The sequence below is a fragment of the Tropicibacter sp. Alg240-R139 genome (assembly GCF_900537075.1).
Taxonomy (GTDB): Bacteria; Pseudomonadota; Alphaproteobacteria; order Rhodobacterales; family Rhodobacteraceae; genus Falsiruegeria.
Genome location: NZ_UNRA01000001.1, coordinates 398752 through 411983, shown reverse-complemented (window position 1 = coordinate 411983; position 13232 = coordinate 398752). Strand labels below are relative to the sequence as shown.

10 protein-coding genes and 1 tRNA gene are annotated in these 13232 nt (G+C 59.0%); 8 read left to right on the top strand and 3 right to left on the bottom strand.

All coding sequences use genetic code 11. From position 1 onward, the window contains the following. From G6R15_RS02030 to G6R15_RS02020, 3 genes are read right to left on the bottom strand one after another with little or no spacing between them, the layout of a single operon-like run. Positions 1–741, bottom strand: coding sequence for an SDR family NAD(P)-dependent oxidoreductase (locus G6R15_RS02030; protein WP_108792595.1), 741 nt, complete (start codon positions 739–741; stop codon positions 1–3). Further along, complete coding sequence (locus tag G6R15_RS02025; RefSeq protein WP_164658118.1) at positions 738–1979, bottom strand: acyl-CoA dehydrogenase family protein; 1242 nt, start codon at positions 1977–1979, stop codon at positions 738–740. Before G6R15_RS02025 ends, G6R15_RS02030 begins: the two co-directional genes overlap by 4 nt. Before the next feature lie 3 nt (positions 1980–1982). Continuing rightward, positions 1983–2981: a phosphotransferase family protein gene (locus G6R15_RS02020; protein WP_164658117.1), complete on the bottom strand. Its 999-nt coding sequence runs from the start codon at positions 2979–2981 to the stop codon at positions 1983–1985. Between the two features lie 144 nt (positions 2982–3125). Between G6R15_RS02020 and G6R15_RS02015 the strand changes: the two genes are divergently transcribed. The 8 genes from G6R15_RS02015 (at position 3126) to G6R15_RS01980 (ending at position 13114) form a co-directional block, all read left to right on the top strand. Beyond that, complete coding sequence (locus G6R15_RS02015) at positions 3126–4904, top strand: acyl-CoA dehydrogenase C-terminal domain-containing protein (protein ID WP_164658116.1); 1779 nt, start codon at positions 3126–3128, stop codon at positions 4902–4904. Between the two features lie 34 nt (positions 4905–4938). After that, positions 4939–6153 carry an acetyl-CoA C-acetyltransferase gene (locus G6R15_RS02010; RefSeq protein ID WP_164658115.1) on the top strand — a complete coding sequence of 405 codons (1215 nt, stop codon included), beginning with the start codon at positions 4939–4941 and terminating at the stop codon, positions 6151–6153. 12 nt (positions 6154–6165) lie between these two features. Then, positions 6166–8373 (top strand): 3-hydroxyacyl-CoA dehydrogenase NAD-binding domain-containing protein, encoded by a 2208-nt coding sequence (locus G6R15_RS02005; protein WP_164658114.1) that lies wholly within the window; start codon positions 6166–6168, stop codon positions 8371–8373. Positions 8374–8499: 126 nt separating this feature from the next. Then, complete coding sequence (locus G6R15_RS02000) at positions 8500–10428, top strand: acyl-CoA synthetase (RefSeq protein ID WP_164658113.1); 1929 nt, start codon at positions 8500–8502, stop codon at positions 10426–10428. 18 nt (positions 10429–10446) lie between these two features. Continuing rightward, positions 10447–10737: an SCP2 sterol-binding domain-containing protein gene (locus G6R15_RS01995; RefSeq protein WP_121999159.1), complete on the top strand. Its 291-nt coding sequence runs from the start codon at positions 10447–10449 to the stop codon at positions 10735–10737. A 93-nt stretch (positions 10738–10830) separates the two neighbouring features. After that, positions 10831–11502, top strand: coding sequence for a crotonase/enoyl-CoA hydratase family protein (locus tag G6R15_RS01990; RefSeq protein WP_164658112.1), 672 nt, complete (start codon positions 10831–10833; stop codon positions 11500–11502). Positions 11503–11550: 48 nt separating this feature from the next. After that, a complete protein-coding gene (locus G6R15_RS01985) occupies positions 11551–12594 on the top strand; it encodes a YheT family hydrolase (protein WP_164658111.1) in 1044 nt (347 codons plus the stop codon). A 446-nt stretch (positions 12595–13040) separates the two neighbouring features. After that, positions 13041–13114, top strand: a tRNA-Gly gene (locus G6R15_RS01980). The last annotated feature ends 118 nt before the right edge of the window (positions 13115–13232 follow it).

The window sequence follows — 13232 nt, the reverse complement described above, 5'->3', positions numbered from 1 at the left end:
TTATAATCCTTGTCCATCGTCCAGATGCAGAACCTGACCAGTCAGGAAACGCTGGTCGGGGTCACACAGATACAGGATGGCCTTGTCCAGATCCGCTGGTTCCCCCACCCGTCGGCGCGGGAATTGCGCGATGACGGCTTGCCCATTTGGGCTGTCGAAATAGGGCGCGTTCAGTTCGGTGCGGATATATCCCGGCGCCAGCGCATTGACGTTGATGCCCTTGTTGATCCATTCCCGCGCCATCTGCTGGGTCAGTCGTGCAATCGCCGCCTTTGACGTGCCATAGACCGTGTGGCCCGGCATCGCGCGACTGTCGGAAAGCGAGCCGATGTTGACGATCCGGCCGCCTGTGTTGCGCGCGATCCAGCGTCGGGCCAGCTCGGTAGACAAGAAGTAGGGGCCCCGAAGATTGAGCCCCATAACGGCATCGAAATCCTCGGGCGTCATGTCGGTGGCGAATTTGCTGACCGAGGTGCCGGCGTTGTTGATCAGGCAGGTGATCGGTCCGGCCATCGCTTCGGCTTCGTCCAATGCGATGGCAAAGTTTTCCACATCCGAGACATCCATCGCGAGAGGATGCGCCACGCCGCCGGCTTCTGAGATGTCATTGCACAAGCTCTCCAGTCGGTCCTTGCGGCGGGCGGCTGCAATGACGGTATAGCCATTTGCCGCCAGTGTGCGGCAGAACTGGTCGCCCAATCCTGACGATGCCCCTGTTACGAGAACGTTCTTTGCGCTCATTTCCTGATCTCCCTGATATTGATCCCCAAACGCCCGGCGGCGCGTTTGAATTCGGATCGCGCCACCGCGCGGCGATGCACTTCGTCCGGGCCATCGGCCAGACGCAACGAGCGCTGGCCAGCCCACATCTGGGCCAATGGCGTATCATCAGACACGCCCGCGCCGCCGAAGGACTGGATCGCGTCGTCGATCACCCGAAGCGCCATCGACGGCGCCGCGATCTTGATCATGGCGATCTCGTCCTTCGCCGCCTTGTTGCCAACCGTGCCCATCATCCTGGCCGCCTTCAGGCAGATGAGCCGGGTCATTTCTATATCTAGCCGTGCATTGGCGACGCGCTCTTCCCAGACCGAATGCATGCCGATGGCCTTGCCGAAAACCTCGCGGCTAAGCAGCCTTTCGGTCATCATTTCCAGCGCCCGTTCGGCGGCCCCGATCGAACGCATGCAGTGGTGAATGCGCCCTGGTCCCAATCGGCCCTGAGCAATCTCAAAGCCGCGGCCGTCGCCCAAAAGGATGTTCGTGGCCGGGACGCGGACATCTTTCAGGGACACTTCCATATGTCCGTGCGGCGCGTCGTCATAGCCAAAGACAGGCAGGTGACGCTCGATCGTCACGCCGGGCGTATCGGCGGGAACAAGCACCATGCTTTGTTGTGCGTGAGCTGCGGCATCGAGGTCGGTCTTGCCCATAACGATAAAGATCGCGCAGCGCGGATCGCCCGCACCAGAAGACCACCACTTGCGTCCGTTGATCACGTATTCGTCACCGTCGCGTCGGATTTGGCATTCGATATTCGTGGCATCACTCGATGCGACCTGAGGCTCGGTCATCAAGAACGCCGAGCGAATCTTGCCATCCAGTAAAGGCCGCAGCCATTGGTCCTGCTGTTCTGGCGTGCCGTAAAGCGACAACGTTTCCATGTTGCCGCTGTCAGGGGCAGCGCAATTGAACACTTCCGGTGCGATATGGCAGCGGCCCGTGATTTCCGCCAAAGGAGCGTATTCAAGAACAGACAACCCTGCGCCGAAACGTTCATCGGGCAAGAACAGATTCCAAAGCCCGGCCGAGCGGGCCTTTTCCTTGAGCTCTTCGATGATCGGCGGCACGGCCCATCTGTCACCAAGCTGGACGTGCTGGTCGTGGTAAACCTGTTCCGCCGGATAGACATGTTCTTCCATGAAGGCGGTCAGGCGTTGTGCGAAATCCTGTGCTTTTGCAGAAGGCGCAAAATCCATGGTCTATACTCCTGCGAAGTCTTCGGCGCGATCCAGCAAAGCCAACGCGGCATCAAGGAAAGGGCTTGGCTTGCCAACACCACCGGCCACGCGCACGTGCACCTGCAATGCGATGACGGCGAGACGGAAGAGGCCCATCGACTGATAGAAATTCATGTTTGCGGGGCGGTCGAATCCTCTCGCTGTGCAATAGGCATCGATGATCTCGTCGCGGCTCATCATGCCGGGCAGATCCGTCGGGCCGCGCTTGAAGCGCTGCAGTGCATGCGGATCGCCGGCCTCGACCCAATAGGCTAGCGCATTGCCGAGATCCATGAACGAATCTCCGAGGCCCGAGAGTTCCCAGTCGAGCACGCCGATGATCCGGGTCGGATCGTCTCGGTCCAGCACCATATTGTCGAACTTGTAGTCATTGTGCAGGATCGAGGCGCGGTCCGGATCAGGCGGGATGTTGGCAGACAGCCAGTCGCGCAGGGCGCTGCGCGGGTTGTCCAGCCCGATCTTTTCGTATCGCCGCGACCATCCGGCCACCTGACGCGCGACAAACCCCTGCGGGTCGCCAAACGCTGCGCGCACGGCGTCGGTAAGGTCGGCCTCGTGCAGCCGCGCTAATCCGTCGACGAAGTTTTCGCACAGGGTGCGGGCCTGATCGGGGCTTACCTCGAACGGGCTGCCGGGGGGCAGGATGCGCCCGTCGATCTGGGCCATGATCATGAACTGATCGCCGGTGGCCGAGGGGTCTTCGCTGTAACCGACAATGGCGGGCGCTTCAGGGAACAGCGGATGCACCGCTTCGAGCACACGGGCCTCGCGGATCATGTTATGGGCATTCCCCGACCGCTGCCCGGGCGGTGGCGTGCGCATGACCAGTCGCGCGCCCGAAAACAGCGTCAGAAGGTATGTCAGGTTCGACACACCACCAGACAGGGGCGCGACCGCTGAAACCGTCTCGCAGCTACCTGTTGCCAACCTCAGGGCCTTGGTGGCCGTTTCTGCATCCATTGGCGGTTTGCCTTTCTGCTATCGGCATTGAAACTGCCGCCGCGTTAATTGGCCGTCAGCATATTGAGCCTTGCCATGTATCTCAAGAAGTATTTACACACAATATGACAAAACATTGAGATTCGTCATGGAGGAAGGGCAAGAATGCCGACTTACACAGCACCGCTAAGGGATATTGATTTCGTTCTGCACGAGGTTCTGAAAGTCTCACAGGCAGACATTCCGGGCTACGAAGACCTGACCCCCGACCTGACGGGTCCGGTCCTCGAAGAGGCCGGCAAGATCGCTTCGAACGTGCTGGCCCCCTTGAATCGCGTGGGCGATCAGGAGGGCACCAGCCTTGTGGACGGCAAGGTGCAGGTGCCAAACGGTTTTCCCGAGGCAATCAATGTTCTGCGCGAGGGCGGGTGGACATCGCTTGATCTTGATGTGGATTATGGCGGGCAGGGCTTGCCCAAATTGATGCACATGGCGGCGGGCGAATGCTTTTCCTCGGCGAACCACGCGATGGTGATGTATGGCGGGCTGACGCACGGTGCCTGGAACACCATCTTTGCGCACGGAACAGAGGCGCAAAAGCACACCTATCTGCCCAAGATGGCGAACTGTGAGTGGTTCGGTACGATGAACCTGACCGAGCCCAATTGCGGCACCGATCTGGGCCTGATGCGCACCAGCGCCGAGCCTCAGGACGACGGCAGCTACAAGATCACCGGCACCAAGATCTTCATCTCGGCAGGTGATCACGAGATGGGCGACAACATCATCCACCTTGTGCTGGCGAAAATTCCCGGCGGCCCCGAGGGGATCAAGGGTGTGTCGCTGTTCATCGTGCCCAAATACTTGGTGAATGACGATGATAGCCTTGGTGAGCGCAACGCCGTGCGCGCAGGCCGGTTGGAAACCAAAATGGGCATCCACGGCAATGCCACTTGTGAAATGAACTTTGAAGGCGCCACCGGCTATCTTCTGGGCCAACCCAACAAGGGTATGAGTGCGATGTTCACATTGGTAAACGAGGCGCGGATTGGCACCGGCGCACAGGGGTATTGCATCGCCGAGGCGGCGTATCAGAATGCGGTGGCCTATGCCCGCGAACGTCTGCAGATGCGGGCCGTTACCGGACCCGCGAACCCCGATGGACCAGCCGACCCGATCATCGTGCACCCCGATATCCGGCGCACCCTGATGGATCAGCGCAGCTTCATCGAAGGGGCCCGGGTCTTTGCCTATTGGTGCACCATGCAGGCCGATCGGGTGTCGCGCACCGATGATGCAGGTGCGCAAGGTCTGCTGTCGCTTGTGACGCCCGTGTTCAAGGCCTTTTCCAGCGACAAGGGATATGAGGCCGCCACCGATGCACAGCAGGTTCTGGGCGGGCATGGATACATCGAAGAATGGGGCATGTCGCAGTTCGTGCGCGACGTGCGGATCGCCAAGATCTACGAGGGCGCGAACGGCGTGCAGGCGCTCGACCTCGTCGGTCGGAAACTCGGTGCCGATGGCGGCAAACACACCATGGCCTATGGCGTTATGATCAAGGGGCTGGCTGACCGTCTGATCCAGAATGAAGCTCTGACCGACATGGTGGGAAAACCACTTATGGCAGGGCTGGGAGATTTCCAGAGCGCCGGTCAATACATGATGCAGAACGGTATGAAAGATCCGAATGCCGCGCTGGCCGGGTCGACCGATTTCCTGCATCTGATGGGGCATCTGACCATGGGCTACATGCTGGCGCTCAGCGCCGAGGCAGCGCAGGCCGCGTTGGAGGCCGGAACCGGTGATGCAGCGTTTTACACCCAAAAGCTCCTGACCGTTCGTCACTATTTCAACCGACATCTGCCGATGACGCGCATGCATCTCAAACGCATTCAGGCCGGGCCGGAAACGGTGATGGCGCCGGATGCCGCAGCTTTCTGAGCTGGCACGACAGATTTCACGAAAGGGACAACGAATGACCCAAGACGCCTATATCTATGACGCAATCCGCAGCCCGCGCGGCAAGGGGCGCAAGGACGGCAGCCTGCACCAAGTCACAGCGCTGGACCTGTCCTCCGAAATGTTGAACACGATCAAAGATCGCAATGATCTTGATGCTACTCAGGTCGAGGACGTGATCTGGGGTAATGTCACGCAAGTGGGTGAGCAGGGAGCCTGCCTTGCGCGAAGCGCGGTGTTGAACTCGGATCTGGGTGAACAGCTTCCCGGCATTTCGATCAACCGCTTTTGCGCTTCGGGGCTTGAGGCAGTGAATCTGGGCGCGGCGCAGGTCAAGGCCGGGGTCGGGTCTGCCTATATCTCGGGCGGGGTTGAAATGATGGGCCGGGTGCCAATGGGTTCGGACGGGGGCGCGATTGCGGCCGACCCGACCTTGGCGATGAAAAGCTATTTCGTGCCTCAGGGGATCTCCGCCGATATCATCGCCACCGAATACGGATTTACTCGTGACGAATGTGACGCCTACGCGGTGGAGAGTCAGCGCCGCGCGGCAAAGGCCTGGGACGAGAACCGTTTTGAGCGCTCCATAGCGCCGGTGAAGGATCGCAATGGGCTGACCATTCTAGATCATGATGAATATCTGCGCCGGGGCACGGACATGCAGTCTCTCGGGGCGCTGAAACCCGCCTTCAAGGAACAGGGCGAGGTGATGCCCGGCTTTGATGCCGTGGCCTTGCTGAAATACCCGCATCTGGAGCGAATCAACCATGTGCATCACGCGGGCAATTCGTCAGGTATCGTCGACGGCTCGGCGGCAGTGCTGATCGGCTCGAAAGAGTTCGGCGAGCGTAACGGCCTGACCCCGCGCGCCCGTATCAAATCCATGGCCAAGATCGGCACCGACCCGACCATCAACCTGACCGGCCCGGTCCCAGTGACCGAAAAGATCCTGCGCGAAATCGGTATGGAGATCGGCGACATCGACCTCTTTGAGGTGAACGAGGCCTTCGCCGCCGTGGTCCTGCGCTTCATGCAGGCCTTTGATGTGGATCAAGAAAAGGTCAACGTGAATGGCGGCGCCATCGCCATGGGCCATCCGCTTGGGGCGACTGGTGCCATGCTGATCTCGCATCTGTTGGACGAAATGGAGAGGGCCGACAAGGAAACCGGTCTGGCAACCCTGTGCGTGGCCGCCGGCATGGGATCGGCCACCATTCTGGAACGCGTATAAGGAGCTGGATGCATGGCTGAATTTCATTTGAACGTAGACGAAGACGGCATCGCCACCATCACCTGGGACGTTGCCGAAAAGGCAATGAACGTGATGTCGTCGCAAGGGTTTGTCGAACTTGACGCGCATATCGACACGGTGCTGGGTGACGACAATATCAAGGGCGCGGTGATCACCTCGGCCAAGCCCGATTTTGCCGGGGGCATGGATCTGAACGAACTGAGCGCGGCGCGTGTCAGCGCGGGGGAAAACCCCGCGCAGGGGATTTTCGACAACGTGATGCAAGGCCACCGCATCCTGCGTAAGATCGAGCGCGGCGGTATGGACCCGAAAACCCTGAAAGGTGGCAAGCCCATCGCCGCCGCCTTGCCCGGCACAGCCGCCGGGATTGGTATCGAAGTGGCGCTGGCCTGTCACCGGGTCTTTGCGTCGGATCGCCCAGGGCCGAAATTCGGCCTGCCCGAGATCCTTGTGGGCATTTTCCCCGGTGGCGGTGGCACCGTTCGGATGCTGCATAAGGTCGGCTTGGTGAGTGCCCTGCAACTGCTGAGCCAGGGCAAGATGCTGTCTGCCGACAAGGCGGCAAAAGCGGGCTATCTTGATGAGGTGGTGCCTGCTGATGATCTGATTTCGCGCGCCAAGGACTGGGTGCGGGGTGCGAGCGATGCCGATATCGTCAAGCCCTGGGACAAAAGGGGTTTCAAGCTGCCCGGCGGGCATGCCTATCATCCTGCCGGGATGATGAACTATGTCGGCGCCGCGGCCATGCTGCACGGCCAGACCAAGGGCGCCTACCCGGCCCCCAAGGCGTTGTTGGCGGTGATGTACGAGGCCTCGCTGGTGCCGTTTGACGTAGCACTTGAGATCGAGGCGCGCTGGATGACCTCGGTCATGATGGATCCGTCCTCGGCAGCGATGATCAAATCGCTGTTCATCAACAAACAGGCGCTGGAAAAAGGCGCGAACCGCCCCGCTGGTGTGCCGGATATGCGGGTGCAAAAGCTGGGGGTTCTGGGCGCAGGCCTGATGGGCGCGGGGATTGCCCATGTGTCGGCCAAAGCCGGGATCGAGGTCGTGCTGATCGACCAGAGCCAGGAGGCCGTCGACAAGGGCAAGGCCTATTCCGAGACAATTCTGGACAAGGCCATCGCCCGTGGGCGCAGCACGGCTAAAAAGAAAGCCGCAGTGTTGGAACGGATCACCGCAACCACCGAGTACGCCGCGCTCAAAGGCTGCGATCTGGTGGTCGAAGCGGTGTTCGAAGATGTCGGCGTGAAGGCAGATGTGACCAAACTGGCCGAAGCGCAGCTGGGAGAGGGTGCGATATTTGCCACCAACACCTCGACCCTGCCGATCACCGATCTTGCCAAGGCGAGCCGCGATGCGGGCCGCTTTGTCGGCATCCACTTCTTCTCGCCCGTCGAAAAAATGGCGCTGGTCGAGATCATTAAGGGCCGTGACACCGGGGACGAGGCCGTGGCCAAGGCGCTCGATTTCGTGCGTCAGATCCGCAAGACGCCGATCGTCGTGAACGATGCGCGCTTCTTCTATGCCAATCGCTGCATCGTGCCTTACATGCACGAGGGTCTGCGGATGCTGTGCGAAGGGGTGAACCCGGTGCTGATCGAAAACGCGGCCAAGCAGATGGGTATGCCGCTGGGGCCGCTGCAATTGGGGGACGAGACCGCGATTGACCTGGCCTATCGGATCGGCAAGGCAACGCGGGCGGCGATGGGGGATGCCTATCAGTCCACGGGCACCGAAGAGGTGGTCGAATACCTTTATGAGGCTGGGCGCTATGGCAAGAAGACCAAGGCGGGCTTTTACGACTATGACGAGGCGGGTAAGAGGCGGGGAATTTGGCCTGGTCTGGCCGAGAAGTTCCCAAGGGCGGAGGATCAGCCCGATGTGCAGGAGGTAATGAACCGCCTTGCGCTGAGTCAGAGTTTCGAGGCGGTGCGCGCGTTGGAAGATGACGTGCTTCTGGACATTCGCGAGGGCGATGTCGGTGCCATACTGGGCTGGGGCTTCATGCCCTGGTCGGGCGGGCCATTCTCGTATCTCGATATCGTTGGCGCGGGCGAAGCAGTGCGTTTGGGCGAAGAGCTGGCCACGAAACACGGGGCAACGTTCGAGCCGCCCAAGCTGCTGCGCGATATCGCGGCAGCGGGCGACGGGTTCTACGCGCGTTTCGGTTCACAATCGCAGGCGGCGGCCTGAGCTTGAAGCCGTGACTCCACGCCGGGGTTCGGCGATCGGAGAGAAAACTATTGACATAAGTCGCGCCATTTCTTGTTCTGGCGGGAAATGGCGCAGCTTATGACAAAAGTGCCTGGGGAGGACAAAATGAGACAACAATTCGAAACCGCGGCCGAGATTTTGGCCGACTACCAACGGATGGAAAACGAAACTACGCTCGAGGACCGGTTTCCAGCGAACTCGGTCTATGGGCTCTTGAAGCTTACGGCCGAGAAGCACCCTGACCGGCCGGCAAGTTCGTTTCAGATGCTCTCGGAACCGGGCAGCAAGGCGCAGACGCTGAGCTGGCGGCAGATGCTTGAAAAGGTGACGCAGGCCGCGAACCTGTTCCGCTCGCTTGGTGTGGGCGAGGATGACGCGGTCGCCTATCTGTTGCCGGGCCTCAACGAGGCGGTGATCACCGTGACCGGCGCCATGACCGCAGGCAAGGCCAATCCGATCAACCCGTTGCTGGAGCCCGAGATCATTGCTTCGATCCTGCGCGAAAGCGGCGCCAAGGTTCTGGTCACGATCAAGAGCTTCCCCAAGGTTGATCTGGCAGAAAAGGCGGCGCAGGCGGCCGCACTTGCGCCCAATGTCGAAACCATCGTCGAGATTGACATGCTGCCGCATTTGAGCGGGTTGAAAAAGCTGATCGTGCCGATGATCCGCCCCAAGATGACGGTGCCGCGCAAGGCGCGGGTGCTGGATTTCCAAAAGGCATTGGCCGAACAGCCCAACGACCGGCTGACATTCGAGGAGACGAGCGAAGATCGGATCTGCGCGATGTTCCACACCGGCGGCACCACAGGCACGCCGAAACTGGCACAGCACCGCATGTCGGGTGCTATGTTCAATGGATGGGCCAATGCTGAAAACCTGTTCACGCCTGACGACGTGGTACTGTGCCCGCTGCCGCTCTTCCATGTTATGGCGGTCTATCCGATCTGGATGGGCGCGATCATGTCCGGCGCACATATGGTGCAGACCACGCCTGCGGGGTATCGCGGCGATGGCGTGTGGGAGAATTTCTGGAAACTGATTGAGCATTGGAAAATCTCGATCATCGTGACGGTGCCCACAGCTGCGGCGATGCTGCTCAACTACCCAGTGAATGCCGATGTTTCCTCGCTGCGATATGCTTGCAGCGGCTCCTCGCCTTTCCCGACCAAGCTGTTCGAGGAGTTCGAGCAGAAACTGGGCGTGTCGATCCTTGAGGGCTATGGAATGACCGAGGCGACCTGTCTCGTCACCTCGAACCCACCCAATGGTCCGCGCAAGGTGGGGTCGGTTGGCATTCCGACACCCTATTCCGGGGCGCGTATTTTCGAATGCGACGATGATGGCAACATCGAAAAACACTGTGGACCGAATGAAATCGGCGAGATCTGCATTTATGGGCCGGGCGTCGTTGAGGGGCACACCTATACCGAGGATAGCCGGAACAAGGGGCTTTATGCGGTCGAGAACGGCAAAACCTATCTGCGGACCGGCGATCTGGGGTATCTCGACGAGGATGACTATCTGTGGATCACTGGGCGTAAGAAGGATCTCATTATCCGCGGCGGCCACAATATCGATCCGGCTGAAATCGAAGAAGCTTTGGTGCATCATCCCGATGTGACGTTTGTCGGTGCCATAGGCGAGCCCGACGCCTTGGCGGGCGAATTGCCTGTGGCCTATGTTGAACTGGCTCCTGGTGGCACGGCAACCGAGGCCGAAATCATGGATTTCGCCCGGAAACATGTGCCGGAACAGGCCGCCGTGCCGAAACGTATCATCATCCTGCCCGAGCTGCCCAAGACCGCGGTTCACAAGGTTTTCAAGCCCGATCTACGCAAGCAGTCGATTACCCATGTGTTCGACCATGCGCTTGCCGATGCAGGGTTGGGCCTGAAAGTGGCGCAGGTCATTGATGTCAAAAACAAAGGCATGACCGCCTATCTGTCGGGCACGCGCGATGGGGTGTCGGATGAGCAAGTCAATGATATTCTTGGTGATTTCATCCCGCACTGGGATTGGAAAACTGCAAACTAAATCTGAAAGGAAAGAACCATGAGCGATATGATCGCGAAGGCTGTCGAAGAATTGGATACGAAGGCTAAAGCCTCGGGCATGAGCGAAACCGTGAAATTCAACATCGAAGGTGAAGGCGCCGTGGTGATCGACGGCACCGGGGCGCGGGCCTCGGATGAAGAGGCCGATCTGACGGTGACCGCAGACGCGGAAACCTTTCAGGGCATCCTCGATGGCTCGATCGATTCCACCTCGGCATTCATGATGGGTAAAATCACAATCGATGGCGACATGGGCTTGGCGATGAAGCTGGGCACTATCCTGGGATAGTTTCGGCAGTCCTGGACACTTTGCGCTCGGGATTGCGGCCGTACATTCGATCTGAACCGGACCCGGCCGTGAACCAGAAGGAAGATGTGTGAAATGATATCGTATAGTCTCGAAGACGGCATTGCCATATTGGTCATCGACGATGGCAAACGCAATGTCGTTGGCCCTGCCATTGTTGCGGCAATGAACAATTGCCTGGACCGGGCCGGCGCCGATAAAGCCAAGGCCATCGTGCTGGAGGGACGCACGGGCACGTTTTCGGCGGGGTTCGATCTGAAAGAGTTCCAGAAAGGGCCCGAGGCAACACTTTCGCTTGTGCGCAGCGGGTTCGAGATGCTTCTCCGGCTGTTTGAATTTCCCCGGCCGATTGTCGCGGCCTGTTCGGGCCATGGTATTGGCATGGGTGCTTTTTTGCCGATGGTCAGCGATTTTCGAATCTGTACGGCAGGGGAGTTCAAGTTTAGCTTGCCTGAGAGTCGGCTTGGCATGGATTTGGGGCCGTTTCTGATTGCTTTGGCGCAATCGAGGATCACACCTGCCTACATGACGCGGGTGGCGATCCTGTCGGAAGAACTCGACCCGGAAATGGCTTGCAAGGCAGGCATTCTCGACGAGGTGGTGCCGCAGGAGGAGGTCCGCGCAAGGGCGCTTGAGGTGGCACGGGGGCTTGCCACGATGCCTGCAGTGTTCGGCAAGAACAAGATAGCAGTCCGGGCCGCGCCCACGCAGCAAATGCGAAATTTCCTTGCGAGTTTTGATACTTGATGGCTATGCGGTTGAGGTCGGGCAATCAACAGGCCGCGCGTGACAAAAATGATCAAGAACGTAGAATTCAAATCCTCGCAGGACAGCCCTTTGATGTTTGACGAGGCACGGCTGGAGGATCTCCGCATCCAGGTCCTTCACAGCCGTGAACGTGCGCCCTGGCTGGGCGGTGATTTGCAAACCGTGGCGCACCGTATCACTTATCGCGACTTGCCCATTCCGGGCATCGAGACGCCGATGCAATTCCCCCTGCGCGATGGCTCGGGCGATATCATGACGGGCATCCTGCATGATCCTGGAAAAGGCGGTCCGCTGGTGATCCTGCTGCATGGCGTCGCCGGTTGCGAAGATAGCATCTATATCAAGGAAAGCGCGCGGCATCTGGCAGAGTTGGGCAAGCGGGTTCTGCGGCTGAACCACCGCGGGGCGGGGTCATCTTTGGCAAGCTGCTCGGTCACTTATCAGTGCGCTGGCACCGCCGAGATCATCGACGTTCTCGATACCCTGCCCGATGGACTGACCGGACAGGGCATCTTCCTGTGCGGGTTTTCAATGGGCGGTACAATCCTTCTGAATATGTTGGCCGATCTCGATCATGACCCGCGAATTCGTGGCGCCATGACAGTATCGGCCCCGCTGGACCTTATCGCCTCGTCCTCCCGGATGAATCGGCGCCGTAACCTGATTTATCAAAAGGCATTGCTTGGCACGCTGATGGGATTAGAACGAAAACTGTGTGTGTCTGGCAGGCTGCTCGATGAAAGCCCGCTGCCGCGCCCCCGTTCATTGCTTGAATACGACGAGCTTTTCACCGCGCCACGACACGGGTTTGCCAATGCCGCGGACTATTACCGGCGGGCCTCCCCGTTCCTGCGGCTGGGGCAAATCGAGGTTCCGGTTGTGATGCTTCACGCCGAAAACGATCCCTGGATCACCAGCGATCCCTACCACCGTATCAACGAAAGTGGCCGCTCGAATTTTCGCGTATTCCTGACCCCATATGGAGGCCATGTGGGGTTTCATTTCCGTGGACGGCCACGCCCGTTCTTCCTGGATGTCCTGACCCATACGCTGGGCGAAATTGGCGGGTGAACTTACCCTCGATACATTGGTTTGTTTTTTATTAGTATCCATAGGATGTGGACTTCATAATGGTCGCTTTTCCAACCTTCTCTAAGTCGACCACGAACGGCCGGAACGCGGATTCGAAAAACCGACCTTTGAAAACCGCAGCGAATTTACCCTTTGTCTCACGACCTGCAAATTCGAGGTTTTTTCCACGCTGCGGTCTACAAAAATGACTGCTCTTTCCGCTGCGCGGCAGCACCAAATGTCTTGCTTGCGCGGCATTTCTGACGCTGCGAGTGCACACAGCGAGAGAATTCAAAGTACACCTTGGGCTCGAAGCCGCTGTTCTCTGCGCTAAGAACAGATGGTGGCTTTGGGCAGGAAGCGCCATTTATCTTCTGGATGAGGATAGTATTTTTGTTCATGCCTTGACGCCGAAAAATCAATGAAATAGTACCGGGTGAAGATGAGCGGGCGTTGTGTAGTGGTAAGACCTTAGCCTTCCAAGCTAATGACGCGGGTTCGATTCCCGCCGCCCGCTCCAGAAATTCATTTCCTACAAATCACCTGCAAAACTCTCCTACCTACGCAGTTAAGATATTGGTAAATTGTAATTTATCGGATTTTGCGCATGTGTCTTCCAAGCTTAAGGTGCGGGTTCG

Bases quoted from the DNA above. Each gene is read 5' to 3' on its own strand.
- G6R15_RS02030 (WP_108792595.1), bottom strand. From the start codon at position 741: ATGAGCGCAAAGAACGTTCTCGTAACAGGGGCATCGTCAGGATTGGGC.
- G6R15_RS02025 (WP_164658118.1), bottom strand. From the start codon at position 1,979: ATGGATTTTGCGCCTTCTGCAAAAGCACAGGATTTCGCACAACGCCTG.
- G6R15_RS02020 (WP_164658117.1), bottom strand. From the start codon at position 2,981: ATGGATGCAGAAACGGCCACCAAGGCCCTGAGGTTGGCAACAGGTAGC.
- G6R15_RS02015 (WP_164658116.1), top strand. From the start codon at position 3,126: ATGCCGACTTACACAGCACCGCTAAGGGATATTGATTTCGTTCTGCAC.
- G6R15_RS02010 (WP_164658115.1), top strand. From the start codon at position 4,939: ATGACCCAAGACGCCTATATCTATGACGCAATCCGCAGCCCGCGCGGC.
- G6R15_RS02005 (WP_164658114.1), top strand. From the start codon at position 6,166: ATGGCTGAATTTCATTTGAACGTAGACGAAGACGGCATCGCCACCATC.
- G6R15_RS02000 (WP_164658113.1), top strand. From the start codon at position 8,500: ATGAGACAACAATTCGAAACCGCGGCCGAGATTTTGGCCGACTACCAA.
- G6R15_RS01995 (WP_121999159.1), top strand. From the start codon at position 10,447: ATGAGCGATATGATCGCGAAGGCTGTCGAAGAATTGGATACGAAGGCT.
- G6R15_RS01990 (WP_164658112.1), top strand. From the start codon at position 10,831: ATGATATCGTATAGTCTCGAAGACGGCATTGCCATATTGGTCATCGAC.
- G6R15_RS01985 (WP_164658111.1), top strand. From the start codon at position 11,551: ATGATCAAGAACGTAGAATTCAAATCCTCGCAGGACAGCCCTTTGATG.